Consider the following 24764-nt stretch of genomic DNA (forward strand, 5'->3'; position numbering starts at 1 on the left):
TAAACACCTCTTTAAAAGTCAAACGCTAATTGTTCGTCAACTGCTAGTGAATCTAAGATACCAAGTTCATCAAATTTTTTAAATTGTGTTTGAGTAATTTGAGTTCTATTTTTTAGATCTTTAACACTTGAAATTCTTTTTTCTTTTCTAGCATTAATTATAGAAATAGCCACAGTTTCACCTAGTGAGTCAATCACGTTGAATGGTGGTATTAAAGTTTTAGTACCATCATCTAAATTATCTACTACAAATCTTGTTGCTTGTGATTTTTCAAAATTAATATTGCTAAATTTAATCCCTCTAGCAAACATTTCTAGTAAAACTTCATAAACTATTGCTAGATCTTCATCTTTTTTAGAAAGTTTTTCACCATTTCTGACTCTTTGTTCTTGCTGTCTGATTTTTGTTAAAACAGCCGAATAACCACCCAATGCAGTTTCTAAATCAAAAGCATCTGCACGAGTTGATAAAAAGGTTGCATAATATTCAGCTGGATAGTAAATCTTATATCAAGCTATTCTATAAGCCATTAAAACATAAGCTGTTGCGTGTGCTTTAGGAAACATGTACTTAATTTTTAAACAAGAATCAATATATCAATCAGGAACATTGTGTTGTTTCATAATTTCAATTCATTCTTTTTTAAGACCTTTGCCTTTTCTTACTGATTCCATAATAGTAAATGATAACGAGTTATCTAATCCCATACTTAGTAAATAAACCATAATATCATCTCTACATCCAATAACAGTAGAAATATTTGCCTTATTTTCTTTAATTAGCTCTCTTGCATTTCCTAATCAAACATCAGTTCCGTGACTTAGTCCTGAAATTTGCACTAAATCTGCAAAGGTTTTTGGTTTTGTTTCTCTTAACATTGCCCGAACAAAACCAGTTCCAAATTCTGGTATACCAATAGCTCCAGTAATTTCTCCATTAATTTGTTCTGAAGTAATTTTTAATTCATCTAAACCACAAAATAGTGAATAAACTTTTTGATCATTAATTGGAATTGTAAGTGGATCAACTGATGTAATATCTCTTAACATTCTTAAAGCAGTTGGGTCAACGTGACCTAAAATATCCATTTTTAACAAATTGTCGTGAATTGAATGAAAATCAAAGTGAGTAGTTTTTCAACTTGAAGTAGTATCATCAGCTGGATAATTTACCGGAGTAAAATCTTCAATTTCAAATTCTTTAGGAAGAATAATAATTCCACCTGGGTGTTGACCTGTTGTTCTTTTAACTCCTTCAGCTAATTTGGCAAGTCGATTGATTTCAACTTTTCTTGGCATTTCTTCATGTGATTTATTTTCTTCAAAAAAAGTTTTAACATAACCAAAAGCGGTTTTTTCTGCAACTGTAGAAATCGTTCCGGCTCTAAAAACATTATCATTTCCAAACATTTTTTTAGTAAAGTTGTGTGCAATTGGTTGATATTCACCTGAAAAATTTAAATCAATATCAGGAACTTTATCTCCATCAAAACCTAAAAAAGTTTCAAATGGGATATCGTGACCATCACCTATTAATTTGTTGTGACATTTTGGACATTTTTTTTCTGGAAGATCATAACCGCACTTATATATTGGATCTGTATCAAAATCTGAATACTTACAATTAGTACATCTATAATGTGCTTTTAGTGGATTAACTTCGGTGATTTTTGAAGTTGTTGCTACAAAAGAAGAACCAACTGAACCACGAGATCCTACTAAATAACCATCTTCAAGTGATTTTTTAACTAATAAATGTGAAATTCAATAAACAATGGCAAAACCGTGTTTAATAATAGAATTTAGTTCTTTTTCTAACCTATTTTGAACGATTTCTGGTAGTGCTTCACCATACATTTCTCTAGCTGTTTGATAACATTTTTGTTTTAATTTTTCATCAACATTATCGATTTTAGGAGTAAATAAACCATCTTTAATAGGAGTTATATCATCATCTATCATCTCTGCAATTTTGTTAGTGTTTAAAACAACGATTTGATAAATTAACTCTTTGTCTTCTAACCAAGCAAATTCATCTAACATTTCTTTAGTAGTTCTTAAATGTTGGTCAGGAAAATCTTTAATTTTTCTTTTTCTATCATATAAAGGGTGTGGAGCTCCACCAAGACCTTTGGAATTAATATAAACTTCTCTAATTTGTTTAAGTTCTGGCTCTGTATAGTGTGCATCACTTGTAGCTACTACTAATTTGTTTTGTTGTTTTGCTATTGAGATAATTAATTTTAAAATAGTTTTTAATTGTTCTAGATCTAATGAATCATTTTGCAATAAATGCTTATAAACACTAATAGGTTGAATTTCAATATAATCATAAAATTGTATTGCTTGAGCTAAACTATCAAATGTACCAGTTCTAGCTAGTTCAAAAATTTCACCATTAACACAACTACTTGAAAACAATAAGTTATTATTCTTTTTGATTTGCATAAGTTCATCTTTAAAAAGTTTAGGAGCTGATAAGAAACTTTGAGTATGTGATTTTGAAACTAGTTTATAAAGCTCTTTTAAACCTTTTTGATTTTTAACTAAGATGTTAACATGATATCCCTTATTTTTATGATAGTTGATGTTTTGCAAATCAGATAATGGGTTAATCTTGTTTCAGTCTCTATCAAGATCTATATTAATGCTTTTTCTGACATGAGAAATCATTCTTTCATATACTTCAGCTAAAATATCTGCATCATAATTACCACGGTGAGCAACTCTAGCATCATAATAAACTCCAGTTTTTTTAGCCAGTGTTTCTAAACGGTGGTTTTTTAGTTCAGGAAAGATAACTCTAGCAACTGATAAAGTATCAATTATTGTATTTGTTAAAGGTGGATAACCAAGTTTTTTAGCTCAACTAGATAAAAAGTTAAAATCGAAATTAGCATTGTGAGCAAGTAAAACTCCATCTTTAATGACATCATAAATTTCAGCAAAAGCTTGTTCAATACTTGGTTTGTTTTCTAACATTTGATCAGTAATATTTGTAAGTTCTTTGGTAAATTGTTTTAATGGTTTTTTAGGTTTAATTAAAATATCAATTTCTTTTCTTTCACCTGTTTTTGTGTCAAAAATAATTGCACCAAACTCAATAATTTCGTCAAGCTCAGGACTAAGACCAGTTGTTTCTAAGTCAAAAAAGACCATTTTACAATTTCTTAAGTTATGATTTTGTGGATTTTTAACATATCAAAGGTCTCTATTTAAAACATTTGCTTCTAAACCATAAATAGCTTTAATTTTATTATCAGTAGTTTTATTTTTATTAATTGCTTTTAATGCTTTATAAATTTCAGGAAATGCTTGCACGTTTGTATGATCTGTAAAAGCAATTGCCTTTCAATTTCAACTTTCAATTAACTTCAGATAGTCTTTAGGCTCACTTACTGCATCCATAACACTCATTTTAGTGTGAGTATGTAGCTCGACGCGTTTAATTTTTTCTTCATCAGATCTGAAGCTAAATTCCTTTTTAATTTTTGTGTATGAATCTATATAAAAAACTTGTTCTTGATCATATTCTGAAAAACTAGTTTTTCCTTTAAAACTAACTCAATCACCAATATCAATTTTATTTTGTTTAAGCTCATCAACATGATCTGAATTTAACTCTTCTTCAGTTAGCTCATCAAATTCACTTAACTTGTCACTTTTTGAAAAATAAACGCATCTAATTGATGATTTATTATCTGTCAAATCAAGATAAAAAATTTTTCTTCCCGTTTTTGAAACTCTAACTTCTTTGTTGATTACCATTCCATTAATTACAATGTTTTGTGCGTTTGGCTCAACATCAGCTAAAGACTGATAGCTTGGTTTTTCTAGTGTTACTCTTAATTGTTTAGAACTAGTTTTGTCTTTAGTGCTTATTGAAGTTGCTTTTTTAGTTAGTTGTTGTGATTTTTTTTCTTTAAATTCTTGATAATCTTGTTTTTCCTTATCTTCTAAAATACTAATCGCTGTTTTGTCAACAACTATTTCAAAGTCAATATCTTTAAAACCAAATTGCTGTAATTTAGCAATACAATACTTGATTTCTTTGTTAATGTCATCATTTTGTAATTTAGTACGAAAAATTATTAAATTATTTTTCTGATCATAACTTAAATTATCAATATCTAAAAGCGATCATAAGCCAGTCGAACCAGACTCAGCCTTATAAAATTTAATAAAATTTAGATAACGAATTAATAACTCTTTATCAATCTTTTGCTTGGTAACATCAACAACTAATTTAAGTTTAAAAAGATCGTTATTTTTAAATTTTAGATCAATTTTTTTTAAAAGATCAATTGGTAAAAAATCAGGAATTTGAATGTGAAAATAAGCTTTAGTTTTAACTTTAGATAATCTCACAGGTTCTGCTAATTTAGCATCATTAAGATATAAAAGATCTGAATCAGTTAAAGCAATATCTAGAATTTCAAAAACTTGTTGAATCTTTTTATCCATAAAAATCCTTTCTAAATACCACTAGCAATTAGACTAATAATTAAAATAATAAAACTCAAACTCATTACAAAATAAAATGAATCTAATCTATCTAAAATTCCGCCATGTCCTGGTATTAAATTTGAAAAATCTTTAATTTGAATACTTCTTTTAATTCAACTAAATAACAGATCTCCTAATTGCGATAATATTGAAACTAAAATGGTAAAAAAAACATAAAATAGTACAACTGGAGCAATTCTGTCGTTAAACACTAATTTAAAAAATCCAGCAAAAGGAGCATAAATTCTAGTTTTTTGATTAAAGTATAAAAGTAAAACTCAAGTTAAGTTAAATACTACTGAACAAACAAAACCAGCAATCGCACCCTCTCAACTTTTTTTAGGACTGATATTTGGTGCTAGTTTATGTTTTCCAAATCTAGATCCAAAAAGATAAGCAAAAGTATCAGTTAAAATGATCGTTAGTCAAATTCAAATAATACTTGTAAATCCAAAAAATAAAAATACTTGTTTATCATCTTGTGGTTTTCATAGATAAAAACCTAATATATTAAAACTTTTTAACGCTAGAACCATTATAAAAGTTATTAGTAAAATCTTGGCTATTTCTGATTTTTGTTTACTAAAATACTTGATAAGAATTAAACAAACTATGCAAATATAAACTACTAATATTAAAACTACAAAAAGATTTCAATACTTAACATTTTGAATCAAACTAAACACTAAGGTGTTTTTATCTTTGTCAATAAAAGGAATTCACAATAATAAAACTGTAAATGTTTCAATTAATAACCTTTCTTTTTTAAAATTAATTTTAAAAGCGACTAATAATTCTCTAACTGATAAAAACAAAATCAAACTGCTAAGCAATAATGAAATTATGTTAAGTGTTAATAAACTATTTGAGTTTCATCTATGATTAACACCAACGTTATAAATTATTGGAAAAGTAAGATAAACTGCTAAAAATCCAACTAAAAAAACAGAAGATATTACTCTTAACTGCAAGTTAGATTTTGGCTTTTTAGCTTTTATTTGCTCTTGATTGATTGTTCTATTCATATCATGATCTCTTTTCTCTAACTTAAGTTTAATTTTAACATTTTTTAGTGTTTTTTAGTGTCTTATAAAATTTGAGTAAATAAAAAGGTCTTACGACCAATTTAGCTTATTTTTCTAATTTTATTAAGGTTCTTACTGATGATGTTAGCATTTCACAACCATTTTTTGTTACCAGTACATCATCTTCAATTCTCACCCCACCTAAACCCGGAATGTAAATACCAGGCTCAACAGTGATTGTCATATTTTCTTGTAAAATTGTTTGACTTTGTGAACTTTCATATGGTTCTTCGTGAACTTCAACTCCAATTCCATGACCTAAACCATGATCAAAGTATTGACCATATCCTTTAGATGCAATAAAACTTGCAACTTGTCTGTGGATCTCACCGGCGTTTTGACCTGCTTTAACTAAGTCAATTCCTAGTGTTTGAGCTTGATAAACAATTTCATAAATTTCAAGTAATTTTGGATCTGGATTTCCCAAAGCTATTGTTCTTGTTTGATCAGAACAATACCCATTATAATAACAACCCATATCAATTGTGATTAACTCATTGTTTTCAATCACTTTTTCACTTGGAATAGCGTGAGGCATACTACCATTAACTCCACTTGCAATAATTGTGTCGAAACTTATCTTTTCTGCTCCAAATTCTAAGAATTTATCATCAGCAAATCTTTGAAGTTGTTTTTCAGTAATGCCTGGTTTAATGTAATCTAAAATTGCTTCAAAAACTTGGTTTGTAATCTCGCAAGCTTTTTTAATGTTTTCAATTTCTCATTGATCTTTAATGATTCTAATTTTTGAACAATCAACAGCAACTAAATCAAAATCAGAAAATAAATTATCTTTAAATAATTGGTAGTGCTTATAATAAGTTCAATCTGATTCAAACGCTAATTTTCTAACATTATTGTCTTTTAAAACTTTGTTCATTTCATCTTTTAAATTCTTTGAAAAATGGTGTAACTGAATGTCTTTATTAATTTTAGAACTTGTTTTAGCAGCAGTAATATATCTTCCATCTAAAAATAAGTGAGTTGATTTCTTAGTAACTATTAAATAGCCCAAAGAAGACTTAAATCTAGAAAATCAATATCTGTTTTCTGGCGAATATAAAATAATTGCATCAGCATTGTTTTGTTCTAATAATTCAATAATAATTTTATGTTTGTTCATAACAAGTATCCTTTCGTTTAACAATAATTATAAATTTATAAACTAAAAATAGTCACCAAGGACTATTTTTTTTGTTTATGAAGTTCGTGTTTATTACAATGTGCACAATATTTAGCTACTTCGATTTTTGGCTTTTTCTTATCATTTTTACCAATGTAGTTTTCATTTTTGCAAACTGTACAGCGTAAAATATATTTTTCGCGCATCTCTACATCCACCTTTCATAAATAAAAAATATCAAGCTTAATTTTAAGTACATTTAATATAATAACAATTTTATATATAACTTTCAATTATTTTATATAGTAGCTTAAAATTCTCATTTTATTATCACTATCAACTAACTTAATCACATAAAATAGATAAAATCACTTTCAAACTAAAACCCTTAATTAATAAAAACTTGACTATTTAAGATTAATCAGAAAAGCTTAAGTAATGATGTAGAAAGATTAATTAAATTTGATCAATAAATTTAATAAAAACTTAACTACTAACTTGCTTATATCTTGAGTTTTAATAGTAAATTGCAAACTTAGTCACATGTTAGTGGTTGAATAAAATTTTATTATTTTATCATAATATATAGTAGAATTAATATGATGTGAAAAGAGTGATATGAATGAAAAAAATGCTTTCGTTACTAACTACTATTACTGTTATTGGAGCAACATCAAGTTTTGTTTTAAGCTGTCAAAGTTCAAAACAAGAATACAAAATGTTTGAACAATACCTAAACGAATCAAAAAATAAAACATTAATACTTTATTTAGGTGCTAAAAATAATAACTCTTCAATTTCGTTTGAAGAAGGATTAAAAGAAATAACAGGTGCACAAAATTTTTCTGAAGCAATAAATAAAGTTAATACTACTCAAACAAGTGACTCAAATTCATTCATATCACAATTTAAAAGTAGATTAAGCTGAAACGTAACTACAAATCCAACTAATAATTTAATTGAAGTTAATGTTAAAAAAGAAAAACTTTATAGTAAACAAGAAAGCAAATACAATGAATATTGAATCAGAACTGATAAAAAAGGGCAACGAAATGATAATAAAAGAGTGCTATATCAAAACATGCAAAACGAAGTTCTATTAAAAGGTATTAGCTATAATAGAATTCAAGACCAATGAGAAAGTGGAATTACTAAAAAAATAATTGATGATTGATTAATGCCTAACCTAGCTAAACAGTTTTATGGATATGGTAATGATCAAAAAATAACACTTGAAAGAATAACTACAGTTACTGAAAAAGTTAATAATATTGCTAATAAAGTTAAAGAACTTAAGGGTCCAATATTTATGGTTTTAAGAGATGGAATGTTTTATGGAGCTATGAATGGTTTTGAAACATTTGCAAACTACAGCAAAAAAGAATCTGAAAAAACTATAGATAGTAATACTGATAAAAAACTATCTAAACAAATAAGAGATAAGGTTTTTGCTGCAGATTTAATTAACCATTTGGTAAAAACAATCACTCAATACAACTCTACCGAACTATACAATAGATCAGAAACTGATTTAGCTGTATTTTCTCCTAATTGACATCATAGTGAAAATGGACAAAATGATTCTAAGAATAATAATAGCGCTAATAATAATACTAATAGTGGTGCTAATAATAATAATAATAATAATGGAACTAATAACAATACTAATACAAATAGCGGTTCTGAAAATAATAATGGCAAAACTGAAGAAAATAAAAAAGAAGAAAAAAAATAATGAATCGCTTTCGATTCATTTTTTTATACTTAAATTTTAGAAAATAAAAAACATGCAATAATTTTGCATGCTTAAGTTTCTAGATGGTCCCCAGAGCCGGACTTGAACCGGCACGGGAGATAAAGCCCGTTGGATTTTAAGTCCAATGCGTCTACCTATTCCGCCACCTGGGGATATACAAATAAGTGGTGACTCGTCGGAGATTCGAACTCCGGACCCACTGGTTAAAAGCCAGTTGCTCTACCTGCTGAGCTAACGAGTCGAAATGGTTGGGCTAGCAGGATTCGAACCGGCGCATGAGGGAGTCAAAGTCCCTTGCCTTACCGCTTGGCTATAGCCCAATTAATGGTGGAGGGGGAGGGATTCGAACCCCCGAACCGAAAGGAAGTGGGTTACAGCCACCCGCGTTTGGCCGCTTCGCTACCCCTCCGTTATACTGGTGCTGACTAAAGGACTTGAACCTTCGACCTATTGATTACTAGTCAATTGCTCTACCAGCTGAGCTAAGTCAGCATAAATCATACTTTGTCTAACACAAGGACAATATATATTGTATCTTTTTTCGATATTATTTCAATACTTTTTTATTAAAAAAAAGCAAAATTTTAGCCCATAAAATCTAGATAATTTTAATCAATTAACTTATCTAAATCTTTAACTTTTTTTGTTAAAATTTCACATTCTTTTGCAAGATTAGTATGGTTTTTGCATCCATTAAAATATCCAACTTTATACTCAGTATAAGACTTTAAATGTTGCTCTAAAAATTTAATTAAATCATAAGCAGCTTGATCATCAATAGAAGAATAAACCTTATTATTATCAGCAAAAACATATTGTTTATATTCCTTAGGATCATTTAAAAATCCAAAGTTATCGTCAACATATTTATTTAGTTTACTTAATTTTGTTTTCATAGAGTCAAGATTTTTTTGATAAATTGCTTTACAAGCATCACATTGTTTATAAGTGTTATTGATATCAATTAGTCTCGAAAGAACTTCTTGTTTTTGATCAATCACTTTTAATTTAAATTCTTTTTCTGAATCTAATTCAGCTCTTTTATTTATATATTCAGATAAATTTAAAATATCAAAATTATTTGAATTATCATTTAAAGATTTATTAGTCTGCTTTTTTGTCTTTTTTTTATTTTTGAATGCTATTTGTTTTGGTTGTCTAGAAAATAATTTCATAAACATTTGTTTAAGTGATTTGCAAATTTTCATAACTCTCCTTAAAAATCCTAAATTTTATAAATAATCTTAATATAAAACAAAAACTGTAAAACAAAACTTAAATAATTAATTACAATAATTAATCAATTATTTTAAAAAGGTCTTTAATTGTTTTCTTTTTATTATTTTTTGTTTTTCTTTGTTTTGCTAATTCTTCTTCTTTTAGTTGTTTGATATCTTTTTTGGTTAATTTTTTTAACTCGTATTTCATTTCTTGATGTTCTCATTTATCAATATTAGCTTGAACAATCTTTTGAACAAATTTTGTTAGATCTTCTGTTTTTTGAGAGATATGTTTTGAAGGTAAAATAGGTTTACCAAAAACAACTTTAACTTCAACTCTCTTTGATCTAGTTGGAGCAAAAACTTGATATGAGTTAATAATTGAAACAGGAATAATTGGAGAATGTGACATTTGAGCTACTTTTAATGAAGCTGCATGAAATTGATTCATTTGTTGAGACTTACTTCTTGTTCCTTCTGGAAAAATCACTAAAGATCTTTTATAATCAACAATTAGTTCTCTTGCCTCTTTGAATGCTTCATGAGCACTTCTTGGACTTTTTCTATCTAACGGAATGCAATCAATTAATCTTACAAAATTCTTAAACACTTTATCGGTTCATAGTTCTTGTTTTGCAATAAATGCTACAGGCTGTTGTTTAGAAAAATCATTAATAGCAAGTAAAACAACTGGATCAAGATTTGATTGATGATTAGCTGCTAAAACCACACCTTTATCAAGTCAATTTTCAATACCTTCCACTTTAATATCAACATCTAAAACGTATAACAGTTTATTAACTGCTTTTTTAACTCAATTATAACGATACTCTTCAGAATAAGTATCAGGATATTTTCTATTTTTTCTAACAATTCTAGCTGCTTTTAACTTAATATTTAATAAAGGCAATCACATGTAAAGCATCTTTAACTTATTTAAGTGTAAATAATCTTTAGGCTTTGAAACTGTAGTTTCTAGTGATTGGTTTAGCTGCTGATCAGTCAATTTTTCTGATCGATTTAAAGCTACTGTTTCAGTATTGTCATTAACTGTTGTTGTTTTTAGTTGTTTATTAGTTGGTTTATTTTTTTGCATTATTTTCTAACTCATCTTTCTATGTAAAATTCATCAAAATCCTCTTCTGAGATCTTTTGAAATTTATTTAAATCAAGTTCAGAGATATAAATATCGCCTTGATAGTCTTTTTTAATGATTGATCTAATGATTTGATCTGCTGAATCTAAAAATATTTCATAAATAATTTTACCACCAATTACAAACAATTCATTGTCGGGGTTATTTGCGTATTTAGCTATTATCGGTTTCACATCATTAATAAAAATTAAATTGTCATATCTATTTTGATATACCTGATATTTTTCTGGATCTGATGTTAATATGTAATTAAAACGATTCTTTAAGGGCTGAAAATTTAATGATGCAAACCTTTTTCTACCCATAATGATATCTTTATTTCAAGTTGCTTTTCTAAAGTGTTGAAGCTCTTGATCTATTGATCAGGCTAATTGATTATTTTTACCAATAACTCCAGTTTTAGTTTGAGCTCAAATTAATTTAATCATTAGTTCTAATTGCTAATCCTACTGAGAATTTTTTTTCATGAGAGATTGAAATAGCAATATTTTGCAGTTCGGCATTTAAAATAATTGGTTTAGAATCAATATAACTAATTTCAATTTTTGACATACTTACTGGAGTATCTAAAGTTTTAATAATTGCTTCTTTAACAGCTCATCGACCTGATAAAAATTCTCTTTTTTCTTGTCTATTTTTAGAATTAAAAATTGCTAACTCACTTTCAGATAATATTTTAAAAATAAGGCTTTCTTTAAGTTTAATTCGTTTATTTTCGACAATATCAATTCCAACTTTCATTATTTCACCACGTTTCATACAGACAATGTAAAATAAAACAATTACTAATTGCTTTTAAAATTTTATTATCTGTTAAAAGTTAATATTTTACTTCTATTTAATTATCTTAAAAAATTAAAATCAGAGCATAAAAACTCTGATTTTTATCTGATTTTAACTTTTAGATCAACATCTGCTAATTGCTCATATTCGATTTTTGCTGCATCAAGCATTCTTCTTGCAGCAACATATTCTTTGCTGTTGTGATATTTGTCTTGAGCATAATAAACTTTTTTAATCCCAGATTGAATAATGATTTTAGTACATTCATTACACGGAAATAAACTGACATAAAGATCACAATCAGTTAGATTAGTTCTAGCGCTAACAATCGCATTAACTTCTGCATGAGCAACATAAGCATATTTCAAATCAATTCAATCCTTTCCTTGTCTGTCTCAAGGAAACTGATCATCACTAACCCCTCTTGGAAAGCCATTATAACCAGTAGACATAATTTGATTTAACTTATTAACTACAATTGCTCCTACTTGAGTTGATGGATCTTTACTTCTCATAGCACTAGCTTTAGCAATTAACATAAAATATTGTTTTCATGTTAAATAGTTTTGACGTTTTTCCATAATATTTAAAATGCATTTATTCAATTACCAGCACCATTAAAACTTCCTTGTCACCCAATTTGTCTGGTAATTTGATTAATTTTTTCTAAACTAAATACTTTCTTTTTAAAGTATAAAGATAGAGTTGCTAAAATGTTGGTATCAACAGCTGGTATTAAAATAGGTAGAAATAAGAATACTAAACTAGTAACTACAATTGCAATGATTAGTAAAACTAAAATTATTTCCATTCATGATCATTTTTTGACAGGTGTTTTTAATAGTCCAATGATTGCACTTGATAATACCATTCCAATTCCAGTAATTAATAAACCATTAAATCCAAGTCCTAAAAAGAAGCTTAAAGCAATAATCATAATTATATAAGTTCAAGCTTTAGCTTGACTAAATTTAGCAACTGGAGTTTGTTGACCTGATGCATCCATTAATAACATCCCTAAAAAAATTCCAACTGTGCTTAACATTCCACCTGTATAAGTTGTAGGTAAAACTGAGCTTGCAAAAAGTCCTAAAATTAAATAACTAATAATTGAAGTAAAACTAAGTTTTAAAAGATTTGCAAAACCAATTTCAGCCATTTTAGTGATGTTAAAAAAGATTGTTCCAACTATCAGAGTTGTTAATATGTCAAAAAATAATGAATTTGATGGTTGCATTGGAGCAAGACCATAGCTAAAAATTCTTCATCATTGTCCACCTAAAATTGTTAGTTCTCAATTAGTTGCTCCAAAAATTAATGGAACTGCTTTTGTATCAATTTCTCTAGTTCTAAATTCTTCTTTAAAAATAAAATAACTTGCTATTTGTAATACGATTGGAATTATAATAAGCAGAATTAAAATAATTCATGAAAAGGTGATTTTATTATTTTTAAAACTATCAAGAAATTTATTAAGAGTTTTTAGATTTTCTTCAAGACTAGCTTCTTGAGTTTTTGACTGATCTTTTTGTTGGACAGTATCATTTTCAACATCAAAATTTAATAAGTTGGTTTTGTCAAAAAATGGTTCTAAGTTATCTTTTAAGTTTTGAATTGTTGAATATAAAATTTTAGTATTTGGTTTTTCAATAAGATCATTATTGCCGTCTTTATCAATAATGATCATAAAAACTTGAACAGGTTTATCAAGTGATTTTTGCATCTTTTTAACAACATATTCTAGTTCTTTATCCATTGAAATTGTTTGATCAAAATTAATTACAATTACTTGATATTGATTTGCTGAACTATACAGATAAGAAACACTAGAATTTACTTTTGATTTTAATAATTTAGTATTATAGTTACTTATAAAAAAATCTTCTAATAGCTTTTTATCTTTTAAAAAGTCTTTACTCACTCATATCACCTCTTAATTCTTTAATTTTATCATTAAATTCTTTTGGTAAATCGGCAATTAATTCAATTGTTTGGTTTGTGATAGGGTGTTGAAACTTTAACTTAGATGCATGAAGATACTGACCAAATGCAGTTTGACTTTCACTTAAACGACCATAAACAGGATCATTTAAAATTGGATGTTTAATAAAATTAAAATGTACTCTGATTTGATGTGTTCTTCCAGTTTCGATATCACACTTAACTAATGTAGCATTTTTAAAACGTTCAATAACTTCAAAATTAGTTTTTGCAATCTTAGAATTTTTACTAGTTACTGCCATTTTTTTGCGATCGTACTGATCTCGACCAATAGGAGCATTAATAACTGCTTTATTTTCAGCAATCACTCCTCATACTAAAGCATAATACTCTTTATAAATTTGGTGATTTGCTAACATTTCAGTTAGTCTTTTATGAGCTAGATCAGTTTTAGCAACAATTAGTAAGCCAGTGGTTTGTTTATCAATTCGATGTACAATTCCTGGTCTTAATGTCCCATTAATTGAAGAAAGTTTAATGTTATTTCCTAATAAAGCATTAACAATTGTTTTATCAAAATTACCAGCACCAGGGTGAACAACAATATTGTTTTGTTTATTAATTACTAAAAGATCATCATCTTGATAAACAATATCTAGATCAATTTTTTGAGCAATAATATCAGTTACTTGAGCATCAGCAATATTAATAATAATTTTAGAATTTGTTTTAACTATAAAATTGTTTGCATCAACTATTTGATCATCAACTATAACATTTTTTTCTTTGATTAATTTTTGAATATAAGATCTTGACAAGTTCTGATCTTTTAAAAGTTCAACTAATAATTTATCTAATCTAGAGTTTGGTTTGTCTGAAGTTAAAACTATTTGTTTCATTAATTAGCTTCTTTCCTTTTAAATTTAGTTCTTAAAAAGATAATTAACTCAATTATCACTACTACTATTCCAATTGCAATTCCACAATTAACTCATAGATCTGCTAGATTAAAAATGTACTGATCAGATCTAAAAAGAGTAAATCCTCAAACAAGAAAATCAACAACTCCACCACCAATGCCATCTTGATTAACTGGTGCTCAGGATCTTGCTAGTAAATTAGCAATACTTCCTGATAGGATAAATGTTAATGGAATAAGTCATCTCTTAGCATTTAAAAAGATAAATAAGATGATCATAAATAAAGTGACAATACTTGCTAAAACAATTACTAATGTTTTACTGTTTTGTAATCCACCATAAGCCATTCCTAAATTGATTGTGTATCTTAAGTGTAAAAAATTATTTATTAAGACTTTATGATCACCTAAATTAAAATTATTAACAACAATTGCTTTAGTTATTCAATCTGATGCAACTAAAAAAACCAAAATTGGCAGGCAAACAATTAATTTAAACTTTCATTGAAAGTTGTGATTTTTAATCTTAACTTTTAAATCTAATCATTTTTCTTTTAATCACATACTAATCACCTATAAACTCTCAACAACTTTGTTACACTCTCAACAAATCTCATCATTGAATAACTCATCAAATATTTGTCAACATCTTTGGCATTTAATACCTTGCTTTTGTTCAACTTTAATGTCAGCTAAATTACATTTAATAAAGTCCTGGTTGCTTTGTTCAACAAAAATAATAGAATTTACAATAAAAATTTGAGCTAACTCTTTGTATTGACTCAATTCTTTAAATTGGTCATTTAATTTAATAGTGACAACTGCTTCAAATCCCTTGTTGATAATCTTAGCTTCTCTTGCAATTTCTAAAGCCTTATTAACATCATCTCTTAAGTTCATAATCTTTTCTCATCTTAAATTAAATTCAGAATCCTGATCAAATTTTTGTGTTCTAAGATCTAATAAGTGAACTGATTGTGCTTTATTTGAAATATTTAAACAACTATAAACTTCTTCTATAGTATGAACTAAAATTGGTCTTAAGACATCAATTAGAGCTCATAATTGCTCATATAAAACTGTTTGAACTTGTCTTCTTCTAGTTGAATCAAATTTATGAATGTATAAAATATCTTTAATAAAATCTAGATAAAATGATGATAAGTTTTTAGTAACATAATTCATTGTTAAATTATAGATTTGATTGAATTGTAAGTTCTCATAATAATTTAAAACTTTGTCTTTAAATTGTGTTAAATTTGCTAGACTGTACTGATCAACTTGGCTTAGATTTTCTTGATAGTCTTTGTTTGGATCAAAATCTGATAAATTAGCTAAAATAAATCTAATCGTATTTCTAATTTTTCGATATGATTCACTAATTTGTTTAATAATTTCAGGTCCAATTTTTTGATCATCAGTAAAATCTGTTGAACAAACTCATAATCTTAAAATATCAGCTCCTAATTCATTTGAAAATTGAATTGGATCAACTCCATTTCCTAATGATTTAGACATTTTATTTCCTTTTTCATCAGTTGTCATACCATGTGAAATTAGTTTTTGATACGGAGATTTTGACGTATAAATTGTTGAGTTAATCATTGAAGCATTGAATCATCCACGATATTGATCATTTCCTTCTAAATAAACATCAAAAGGTAGATCTAGATCTTTAAAACGTTCAATCAAAGCAATAGCACTTGATCCAGAGTCAAACCAAACATCTAAAATATCTTGTTCTTTTTTCAGATTCTTATTTTGATATTCTTCAGGTAAGAAAAGATCAGCCGGTTCTTTAAACCATGCATTAGTTCCTAATTTATCTATTTGCTCAAGAGCATAAGCTAAAATTTTATTATTTAAAACTAAGTTATTAGCTTGATCATAAAACCCAATAATTGGCACTCCTCATAATCTTTGTCTTGAAATAGTTCAATCAGTTCTTTCTTCTAAAACTTGATATAAACGTTTTTTGGCTCATTTAGGATGAGTTTCAATTTTATTAACATTTTTTAAAATTTCATCTTTGACCGGTTCTAGGTTAACAAATCATTGTAATGTACAGCGATAAATAACTGGTTTTTTAGTTCTTCAGTCATGAGGATATGAGTGCGTTAGAAACTTTAATTTTAATAAATTATTTTTATTTGCAAGTCTAGTTGTAATAATCTTATTAGCATCGTCATAAAAAACTCCAACAAGTTCAGGATCTAAATTACTAATTTCATTTGAAAATTTACCTTGATTATCAATTGGGGCAAATGGCTCTAATTTATGTTGTTTAACAATTAAATAATCATCTTCACCAAATCCACCAGCAATATGAACCATACCAGTTCCTGATTCACTTGTTATGTGATGACCTAGAACAACTTTGTTAATGACTTTGTCATATAATGGATGAACATATTCAGTACCAATCAAATCACTTGCACTCAATTGTGAGAAAATTTCAAGCTCTTCTCATCCAATTTCTTGACTAACACTAGCTATTAAATCACTTGCGATGATAAATTTTTGTTGAGTATTTTTTGGTTTAACAAGACTATATTTAATTTCAGCTCCCACTGCTATTAATTGGTTTGATGGTAAAGTTCAAGGTGTTGTGGTTCAAATAACTAACTTTGTATTATTATCGAATTTAGTTGAATTAACAATATCACAAGACACATAAACTGACGGAGACTTCACATCTTTATATTCAATTTCAGAATCAGCCAATGCAGATTCGCTTGATGGCGATCAGTAAATTGGTTTTAGAGCTTTATAAATTAAGCCCTTTTGATACATTTTTTCAAATAGTCTTAACTCACTCATTTCATAATCATGTGTTAATGTCACATATTTAACATCATAATCAGTAAACATTCCTAGACGTTGAAATTGATTGGCTTGGTTTTCAACTTGATTTAAAGCATATTTTTCGCATAACTTTCTAAATGTTACAGCATCAATAGCTTTACGATCAACACCAGTTTTGGTAACTGCCGTTTCAATAGGTAGTCCATGAGTATCTCATCCCATAATAAATGGAGCATAATATCCCGCAGAATTTTTAAATCTAATAATGATATCTTTTAAAGTTTTATTTAAAGCATGACCAATATGTAAATCGCCATTAGCATAAGGCGGACCGTCATGTAATACAAATTTTGGCTTATGCTGATTTAATTTCATTTTTTGGTCATAAATTTTATTTGCTTGTCAAAATTGTTCAAAAATTGGTTCTTTATCCTTTAAACCTGCTCTCATATCAAATGAAGTTTGACCAATTAATAATGTATCTTTATATTTATTTGTCATAATTTAACTCCTTTCATAAAATAAAAATCGCTCTTTTAAGGAGCGATTTTACCGCGGTACCATCCTAGTTTAGATTATAAATATCTACAATCCATCTTTGTTGGTTGTAACGGTTCCACCGCGAAATTCTACTAAGCCAAGGCTTTTCTTTTTCGATAAGAAAAAGTGATATTTTATAAAAGCTTTTGCTAATTCACACCAACTATTAGCTCTCTGAAAAAAGTGATTTCATAAAACTTGTCTTTTAATCTATTTTTATTGATTTTATACCATTTTGGTTATTTTTACTAGCATTTTCATTTCTTCGAACAAAATTTAAACTTCTTGAAATATAGTCATCTTCATACTCGATAATCGACTTGGTATGATGAATACCATCATCATAAATTTTAACTTGATTTTTATCAGAATTCTCAACACTATTTTTAATTCGACACATTTTAAAACTATCTAAATAATTAGTAACTTTGTCATATCTATTGTGGAAGTATAAAACAGGAATGTATTGTTTTGATGGTTCTATTAAAGTCGTGAAATTTAATTCTGATAAATCAACTTTATATTCATCTTTATAAATCATTAAAATATCATTTAAAACCTCATTTCCAATTCCATGTAAAAATTTTGGGCTATTGTCATTTACCATTTTTCTAAGTAAATGTTTTGCTGACATATAGCTTGAATCAGATACAGCTCATTTAATATTCGCTTTTTTAATTAACTCTAGTTCAGTAAGTAAAAAATAATTAATTGTAAAAGCACCCATGCTTGCTCCAACTAAACCTAATGTTGCAACTTTATATTTTTCAATCAACCAATTAATAATAGCTTTTAAGTCCTGTTTTTCTTGATAACCTCAAGTTGTTAGCTCACCATCACTTGCACCATGATTTCTAAAATCAAAAGTTATAATGTTATAACCAAGTTGACGATAATGTCACAATAAGTATAAAACTTCAATCCTATTTGAATTATATCCATGAGCACCAATAATTCATTTATCTGTTTTGTTATGATTTAGTCAAATACTACCAGCAATTTTTAAACCATTACAAGACGAAGTAAAAAAGCTGATATCTGGAGTTTTGTACTCATTAATTCTTAGTCTTTTATTTGAGTTTCTGTTAATTGGGTTAAGTCATGAAAATAGTTTGATTGGGTTGAGATTAATTGAAAATCCATCTTGTCGTTTATAAATTATTTTTGAAAACTTAGAATTTCACATTACAATCATTGCTCTAGCAATGTTTGAGTATTGACCAGCCATAATTTCACTCCATTTAAATTATCTTAAGACTCTTATAAGATGTATTGATTTATTCTAATTCTAATTATAAATAGTTTTTAAAATTAAAAAAATATCTTAAATTAATAGAGGTCTTTAAAAATAAAAAGCTCTCAATTAAGAGAACTTTGTCTATTAAAATTAGTTAGTTTCTTTAGCAATAACACTTACCTTAGTACGGTTTTTTCCAAATCTTTCGTATTTAACAATTCCTGCTGCTAAAGCAAATAAAGTATCATCTCCACCACGTCCTACATTAATTCCTGGGTGGATTTTTGTTCCTCTTTGTCTAAAAATGATTGACCCCGCATTAGTAAACTGCCCATCAGATTTTTTAGCACCCAAACGTTTTGATTCTGAGTCACGTCCATTTTTAGTTGAACCTACTCCTTTTTTAGAAGCAAAGAACTGTAAACCTAATAAGAAACGCATATTAATTTATCTCCTTAAACTGTGTATTTTTAGGATATTGCATTGTTATTGTATGTAGTTGTATTTTTAACATATTTAACATAGTTTGTAGATAACTATCATTCAAATCCTTAGCTATGATAAGAATTTGATTATCTAAAACTTTTAAGCTCACCTTTTTGTGATAATTAATGTCAAGCGCATTCAATGCACCACTAACAATTCCACTAATTGCAGCACATACTAAATCATGTCCATAACTTCCAGCATTAGCATGTCCACTTACATCAAATTGTTCAATTTTATCACCTTTATATTTGATTATTATTTTTACCATATTAATTATTTAGTGGTAATTTCATCAATTTTTACTTTTGTAAAAGGTTGTCTGTGACCATAAATTTTATTAACATTTTTCTTTGGATGATATCTAACAACACGAATCTTTTTGGCTTTTCCTTGTTTTATGATAGTCGCTAAAACTTTAGCCCCACTAATTAATGGATTACCAACTTTTCCATCGATCATTAGTACTTGATCAAATACCACTTTTGCATCCACGTCACCTTTGATTTTTTCAACAAAGATTTCTTGTCCTGGTTCAACTTTAATTTGTTTTCCACCAGTTTTAATGATTGCAAACATTTTTTTCCTCCAGTCTAGACTCGCCTGTGTATGTGAGTTTAAAACTTCTTTAGAACATACAAAAGAGCGGTTGAAACTTTTTTCAACATTTAAATAATACTACATATTTTTTCAAATTCAATATTAATACACAGCTAAAAAAGATTAAAAAATACCTTGATCATCAAACAAAACATCTGAAATAGCATCGATTTCAAAATTATCTAAAACACTAATATCATCTGTTTGAAATTTTTGTAGATTTTTTGAAGAACCAAGTTCTAAAATAGGAATTTTGACTTCACTTTCTTTAGCAATTAGTCTTTGTTGTTCAACTTCTAGTTTCTGCATATTTATTTGATGGTCATATTTTTTGGTATTATCAGTTTTAATTGAAACATTGCCGATTTTATATTCTGCTTTAACTGGATTGCTAGCCATTTGAACTAGAGCTAGTCCAGAACCAATAATTGATCCAAACAAACCAGTCACTCCGCTAAAATAACTACCAATAATACTTGAAATACCATTTAAAGATGCTCCACTTGGTAAAGCTGAAACAGTTCCTCCAACAATCTCTTTTGTTTGATTGATTTGAATTTCTTTCATATTTTTATCCTCCTAATAATGTATTAGGATTATTTTTTAGAAATGTACAAATGATATAGGTGATTTTTTGATTTATTAGTTTTTAAACTAATAGTTTCACAAGCTTTTTTTAATTTCAGATGGTTTAGATTAACTTCTTGATCAATCATTTCAATAATTTGATCATCACTTAGATCTGGATATTTTTGTTGATTTAACTTATCAATTACAATTACAAACTCGCCTTTATTAATAAATTGTTCAGAATCAAGGTACTGGTTAATTTCACTAATAGTTCCATAAATTATCTCTTCATTAATTTTGGTAAGTTCTCTTGCTAAAACGATTTTGTGATTGATTGGTAAAATTTCATTTAGAGAGAAGATAGTTTGTTTAATTCTGTGCACTGATTCATAAAAACTAATAACTGTATCGCTTGAATATTTATTAATTAAGTTAGTCAATTCTTTTGTTTTTGTTAGCTGGTTTTTGTTTTCAATAAAACCATAAAAATAATTAGTCTTACTATTAAATCCACTACAAATTAAAGCATGAATATAAGCTGAACCTGCTCCAATTGCTGTGATGTTACATTCAATTTCTAACTCTCTTAACTGGTTAATTAAGTATCCTGCTGGATCACTTATAATTGGAACTCCAGCATCACTGATAATAGCTATGTTTTTATTTTGATTAACTAAGTTAATAATTTGAGTGATTCTTTGTTGTTCATTGTGCATATGAAGTGATATTAAAGTGTTTGAAATCTTATATTTGTCTAGTAAAATTTTGCTAATTCTAGTGTCTTCACAAAATATCAGATCGACAGTTTGTAGTGTTTCTAAACTTCTTTTATTAATATCGTCTAAATTACCAATGGGAGTAGTTATTAAATAAATTGTCGGCTTATGATTTTTAAATGTCTTTTGAATAATCATGATTTCTCCTTAAATGCTTGATCTAATTTTAACTTGCTATTATCTAAAAATAAAAAGTGCTATTTAAATAACACTTCTAATTAAAATTAATTATTACTTTTTTGTTTAACAACAGCATGACCACCAAAGCTATTTCTTAGTGATGAAACTACTTTACCTCAAAAAGTATCAGAAAACTTGCTTTTTTGTCGTATCATTACTGCTAAACCGATACTTGAAGCTAAAATCCCTTGTTTTTAAAGCTTCTTGAATAGTTCACAATCCTTCACTATTCATATCCATTTTTCTAGTTAATAAATCAAGCTTGAAATCATTTTTAAACACATCAATCATTAACTCTATTAACCATGAACGAACAACACTTCCATTGTTTTACATTAAACTAACTTTTTCTAGATCATAATTAAACTCAGAATGTTCTAATAATTCATAACCTTCAGCAATAGCTTGCATCATACCATACTCAATTTCGTTATGAATCATTTTACAAAAATGTCCACTTCCTGTTTTTTCTGTGTGTAAATAATCATTTTCAACTGCTAGTGATTTTAAAAATTTTTCTAGTGGTTTTAAAACATGTTTTTCTCCACAAACCATTAAAAAAACACCATTTCTTGCTCCGCTAACTCTGCCACTAATTCCACAGTCAATAAAATTAATATTTTTTGCTTGGCAATTTGATATCTGTTTATCAAATCTTGATAAAAAGAATTTCCAAAATCAATGATTGTGTCATTTTAATCTAAATATTTTAAAAACTTGATCAAAACATCTTTGAGTGGCTTAGCCACTAGGAACTAATAAAATAATTGTTCTTGATTTTTCTAAATTATTAATTAATTGCAAAATAGTTGTTGTTATTTTAATATTTTTATTATTTAATTTTTGATAAATTGTCTGATTTTGACCATAACCAATAACATCATAACCTTTTGATTTAATGATTCTTATTAAATTAGAACTCATTCTACCAAAACCTATTAATCATATACTCATTAGTTTTTCTCACTTTCTAAGCTAGTGAAAAATTCAAAAATTTGCTCAACTATATTTAAATTTTGACTTAATTTTTCAACTTCACTTTTTTGGCTAAAAGTAATAGCTAGGTTTTACAGTTCATTAAGTTGACTATCACTAGTTAGAGCTAAACCAACGATTCAAGTCACTGGTTTATCATCTCAAATAAATTATTTTTTAATTTAACAACTATAATCCCAAAGTTTTTAATTTCATTAAAACCATTGACATCTGCATGTGAAATTGCTAGATAATTACCAATCGCAATACTAGATATTTTATCTCTTTTGATCATAGATTTAACGTAATTTTTCTTAACATAACCTAGCTCAATCATCTTACTAGCAACAAATTCTATTGCTTGAGCTTTGCTATGAAATTGATAAACTAAAAATATATTTTTATTATCTTTAATCATGTATCCTTTCTTTCTTTTTATGTACTAACAATTGATTTTTAGACCATCAAAAACTTTATCACCTAAAAATTTATCAACCCTATAAATATAAGCATGTTCAGATTTTTCTTTAGCAATTTCGGCAAAATTATACATAGTAACTACAATATCAGCTAATTTGTCTAATTCTTTAACTGCTCAGTTTAAAACTTCTATATCAATATTATGTTGTCTTGCTCATTTTTTAAAATACCTGCAGCCATTGCACTACTTCCTATACCAGCATCACACGCAATCACATTTTTTTGCCTTAGTTTAATAAAAATTATTTAATTAGTTGTAGTTTTGTTGTTCATTATTTGTTTTTAAACTAATTCCTTGATCGTTTACTTAAACTTGTAATACTGAGAGATTATGATGCTTTTTCTTAAATTTCATAATTATTGAAGCTATTATAATGAAACTATCGCACCACTAAAAAAGCTAAAACATTAGTTGCAACTTGATATTCAGAACTAGCTACTAAAATAACTGATATTAAACTACCTGGAGAAATAGCAGTCGCTACTTCACTACTTAGTAGTTTAACAATTGATAAGCTAGTAAATGCTCCTGCGATTGTTGATAAAATCATCACTAGTTCACTTAAAATGTAAACATAATAAACTTCGTGAATTCCATCAATTAATTGAATAAGGCTTGCTTCTGATGCAGCATCTCTTTGTTGTTTTATTCAAACAACATAAGCAATTAACAACCCAAAACCATGGCGAGGATTTATACCAACCATGAAAAATCCACTAAAGCTTACTTTTTGTATTTCTTGTAAACCTAAAGGTATAATCACACCTCAATTTAAAGCATTATTTAAAAACACTGATCTTAAAGGTTCAGTAAATATTAACATAAAAAGGAAATAATCATGGTAATTTTGTAAATAGATTAATGATTTCAATCATTGCTCAACTGATTGTATACATAACAAATGATCAAATTCAAAAAAATGACAAATCAAATATAATTGCAAACCCTACAAGTGAAAAGTTTCTAATTAACATTTATGTATAATAGTTCTGTTTTTTAGTTAAATAAACAAACAACGGAAAAATGATCATAGCTACAACTATTTGGTTAGGAGCTCCTACTTGTTTAACAGTTCTATTTACAAACTTTCAGTCAACCATCAATGTTTTATATAAATAATTATTTCCTATAATTGCACAAATAACTAGAAATGATGCTAACATCCTACCGCTAGTTTTATAAACCATATTTCCTACAGTATAAGCAACCAACACAGGAATTAAATATTTCATAGTAGAAGCAACAATTTGAGAAAATGCTTCACTGTTGAATCATCCTGTTGCAACTAATTCATTTTTATCATTATATTTTCCTAAAAACATAGTAGTAATTAGTCCTCATGCAATCAAAATACTTACAGCAGTCATAGCCATTTCGGCCATAAAACTACCAGCATTTTAAATATGTTTTTTGAGTTTTTAGCTTGATCAATAAGTGATTTATCTATATCTGATTTTATTTTAAACTCCTTGGTTTTACTCATAGTTTTTTTCTATTCAAAATTTATTTTGTCAAATGGGATTTTTGATTCTGATTGGTTTAATTTAAATAAATATTGAAGATGTTTAGTAATATAGTGAAAATCTATTAATACTTAGTTGTATTTTAAAAAACTTTAACTTTTAA

At 27.3% G+C, this 24764-nt stretch carries 24 protein-coding genes, 5 tRNA genes, 1 pseudogene and 2 other annotated features; of the genes and pseudogenes, 1 reads left to right on the forward strand and 29 read right to left on the reverse strand.

Annotation, left to right across the window (positions count from 1 at the left end; all coding sequences use genetic code 4):
- Positions 1–11: 11 nt before the first annotated feature.
- The 4 genes from MPUT_RS02350 to rpmG form a co-directional block, all read right to left on the reverse strand.
- Positions 12–4463, reverse strand: coding sequence for a PolC-type DNA polymerase III (locus MPUT_RS02350; RefSeq protein WP_014035202.1), 4452 nt, complete (start codon positions 4461–4463; stop codon positions 12–14).
- An 11-nt stretch (positions 4464–4474) separates the two neighbouring features.
- A complete protein-coding gene (locus tag MPUT_RS02355; RefSeq protein WP_014035203.1) occupies positions 4475–5530 on the reverse strand; it encodes a phosphatidate cytidylyltransferase in 1056 nt (351 codons plus the stop codon).
- 106 nt (positions 5531–5636) lie between these two features.
- The gene (locus MPUT_RS02360) at positions 5637–6713 is read right to left on the reverse strand and encodes a M24 family metallopeptidase (RefSeq protein WP_014035204.1); all 1077 of its coding nucleotides are present in this window, start codon (positions 6711–6713) and stop codon (positions 5637–5639) included.
- 62 nt (positions 6714–6775) lie between these two features.
- Positions 6776–6919 (reverse strand): 50S ribosomal protein L33, encoded by a 144-nt coding sequence (rpmG, locus tag MPUT_RS02365; protein WP_014035205.1) that lies wholly within the window; start codon positions 6917–6919, stop codon positions 6776–6778.
- A 416-nt stretch (positions 6920–7335) separates the two neighbouring features.
- Here rpmG and MPUT_RS02370 point away from each other — a divergent pair, with 416 nt between their 5' ends.
- Positions 7336–8448, forward strand: coding sequence for a hypothetical protein (locus MPUT_RS02370; protein ID WP_014035206.1), 1113 nt, complete (start codon positions 7336–7338; stop codon positions 8446–8448).
- Positions 8449–8532: 84 nt separating this feature from the next.
- Here the strand turns inward: MPUT_RS02370 and MPUT_RS02375 are convergent.
- From MPUT_RS02375 to MPUT_RS03840, 25 genes and pseudogenes are all read right to left on the reverse strand, one after another.
- Positions 8533–8621 (reverse strand) — tRNA-Leu (locus tag MPUT_RS02375).
- A 13-nt stretch (positions 8622–8634) separates the two neighbouring features.
- Positions 8635–8710, reverse strand: a tRNA-Lys gene (locus MPUT_RS02380).
- Positions 8711–8714: 4 nt separating this feature from the next.
- Positions 8715–8789 (reverse strand) — tRNA-Gln (locus MPUT_RS02385).
- Positions 8790–8794: 5 nt separating this feature from the next.
- Positions 8795–8878, reverse strand: a tRNA-Tyr gene (locus tag MPUT_RS02390).
- 7 nt (positions 8879–8885) lie between these two features.
- A tRNA-Thr gene (locus MPUT_RS02395) sits at positions 8886–8961 on the reverse strand.
- 116 nt (positions 8962–9077) lie between these two features.
- Positions 9078–9677 (reverse strand): hypothetical protein, encoded by a 600-nt coding sequence (locus tag MPUT_RS02400; protein WP_014035207.1) that lies wholly within the window; start codon positions 9675–9677, stop codon positions 9078–9080.
- An 88-nt stretch (positions 9678–9765) separates the two neighbouring features.
- The gene (locus MPUT_RS02405; RefSeq protein WP_014035208.1) at positions 9766–10785 is read right to left on the reverse strand and encodes a lysophospholipid acyltransferase family protein; all 1020 of its coding nucleotides are present in this window, start codon (positions 10783–10785) and stop codon (positions 9766–9768) included.
- Positions 10785–11273 (reverse strand): dihydrofolate reductase, encoded by a 489-nt coding sequence (locus MPUT_RS02410; protein WP_014035209.1) that lies wholly within the window; start codon positions 11271–11273, stop codon positions 10785–10787. Before MPUT_RS02410 ends, MPUT_RS02405 begins: the two co-directional genes overlap by 1 nt.
- Positions 11266–11604, reverse strand: coding sequence for a holo-ACP synthase (locus tag MPUT_RS02415; RefSeq protein WP_015587380.1), 339 nt, complete (start codon positions 11602–11604; stop codon positions 11266–11268). Before MPUT_RS02415 ends, MPUT_RS02410 begins: the two co-directional genes overlap by 8 nt.
- Before the next feature lie 125 nt (positions 11605–11729).
- Positions 11730–12209 carry a deoxycytidylate deaminase gene (locus MPUT_RS02420; RefSeq protein ID WP_014035211.1) on the reverse strand — a complete coding sequence of 160 codons (480 nt, stop codon included), beginning with the start codon at positions 12207–12209 and terminating at the stop codon, positions 11730–11732.
- 5 nt (positions 12210–12214) lie between these two features.
- Complete coding sequence (locus MPUT_RS02425) at positions 12215–13549, reverse strand: hypothetical protein (protein WP_014035212.1); 1335 nt, start codon at positions 13547–13549, stop codon at positions 12215–12217.
- Complete coding sequence (locus MPUT_RS02430) at positions 13542–14468, reverse strand: RluA family pseudouridine synthase (RefSeq protein ID WP_014035213.1); 927 nt, start codon at positions 14466–14468, stop codon at positions 13542–13544. The genes MPUT_RS02425 and MPUT_RS02430 overlap by 8 nt, the downstream gene beginning before the upstream one ends.
- The gene (locus MPUT_RS02435; protein ID WP_014035214.1) at positions 14468–15052 is read right to left on the reverse strand and encodes a signal peptidase II; all 585 of its coding nucleotides are present in this window, start codon (positions 15050–15052) and stop codon (positions 14468–14470) included. Before MPUT_RS02435 ends, MPUT_RS02430 begins: the two co-directional genes overlap by 1 nt.
- A gap of 9 nt (positions 15053–15061) precedes the next feature.
- Complete coding sequence (gene ileS, locus MPUT_RS02440; RefSeq protein WP_014035215.1) at positions 15062–17794, reverse strand: isoleucine--tRNA ligase; 2733 nt, start codon at positions 17792–17794, stop codon at positions 15062–15064.
- Between the two features lie 35 nt (positions 17795–17829).
- Positions 17830–18053 (reverse strand) — a binding site (T-box leader).
- Positions 18039–19061 (reverse strand): alpha/beta hydrolase, encoded by a 1023-nt coding sequence (locus MPUT_RS02445; RefSeq protein ID WP_014035216.1) that lies wholly within the window; start codon positions 19059–19061, stop codon positions 18039–18041. Its footprint overlaps the feature before it by 15 nt.
- Positions 19062–19220: 159 nt before the next feature.
- Positions 19221–19511 (reverse strand): 50S ribosomal protein L27, encoded by a 291-nt coding sequence (gene rpmA, locus MPUT_RS02450; RefSeq protein WP_014035217.1) that lies wholly within the window; start codon positions 19509–19511, stop codon positions 19221–19223.
- Position 19512: 1 nt separating this feature from the next.
- Positions 19513–19827 carry a ribosomal-processing cysteine protease Prp gene (locus MPUT_RS02455; RefSeq protein WP_014035218.1) on the reverse strand — a complete coding sequence of 105 codons (315 nt, stop codon included), beginning with the start codon at positions 19825–19827 and terminating at the stop codon, positions 19513–19515.
- 5 nt (positions 19828–19832) lie between these two features.
- Complete coding sequence (gene rplU / locus MPUT_RS02460; protein ID WP_014035219.1) at positions 19833–20135, reverse strand: 50S ribosomal protein L21; 303 nt, start codon at positions 20133–20135, stop codon at positions 19833–19835.
- A gap of 6 nt (positions 20136–20141) precedes the next feature.
- Positions 20142–20217 (reverse strand) — a sequence feature (ribosomal protein L21 leader region).
- 62 nt (positions 20218–20279) lie between these two features.
- Positions 20280–20723 (reverse strand): hypothetical protein, encoded by a 444-nt coding sequence (locus MPUT_RS02465; protein WP_014035220.1) that lies wholly within the window; start codon positions 20721–20723, stop codon positions 20280–20282.
- Positions 20724–20752: 29 nt separating this feature from the next.
- Entirely contained in the window at positions 20753–21640 is an 888-nt protein-coding gene (rsmI, locus tag MPUT_RS02470; RefSeq protein ID WP_014035221.1) for a 16S rRNA (cytidine(1402)-2'-O)-methyltransferase, read from the reverse strand.
- A gap of 372 nt (positions 21641–22012) precedes the next feature.
- A complete protein-coding gene (locus MPUT_RS03955) occupies positions 22013–22237 on the reverse strand; it encodes a hypothetical protein (RefSeq protein WP_408632072.1) in 225 nt (74 codons plus the stop codon).
- Positions 22238–22636, reverse strand: a pseudogene (locus tag MPUT_RS03960) (NAD(P)-binding domain-containing protein); the annotation flags it as partial.
- Between the two features lie 148 nt (positions 22637–22784).
- Positions 22785–23075 (reverse strand): PTS sugar transporter subunit IIA, encoded by a 291-nt coding sequence (locus MPUT_RS02480; protein WP_049773893.1) that lies wholly within the window; start codon positions 23073–23075, stop codon positions 22785–22787.
- Positions 23076–23517: 442 nt separating this feature from the next.
- A complete protein-coding gene (locus tag MPUT_RS03835) occupies positions 23518–24009 on the reverse strand; it encodes a PTS sugar transporter subunit IIBC family protein (RefSeq protein ID WP_238523144.1) in 492 nt (163 codons plus the stop codon).
- A gap of 103 nt (positions 24010–24112) precedes the next feature.
- Entirely contained in the window at positions 24113–24520 is a 408-nt protein-coding gene (locus tag MPUT_RS03840; protein WP_231992247.1) for a hypothetical protein, read from the reverse strand.
- Positions 24521–24764: the final 244 nt, after the last annotated feature.

The sequence above is a fragment of the Mycoplasma putrefaciens KS1 genome (assembly GCF_000224105.1).
Taxonomy (GTDB): Bacteria; Bacillota_I; Bacilli_A; order Mycoplasmatales; family Mycoplasmataceae; genus Mycoplasma; species Mycoplasma putrefaciens.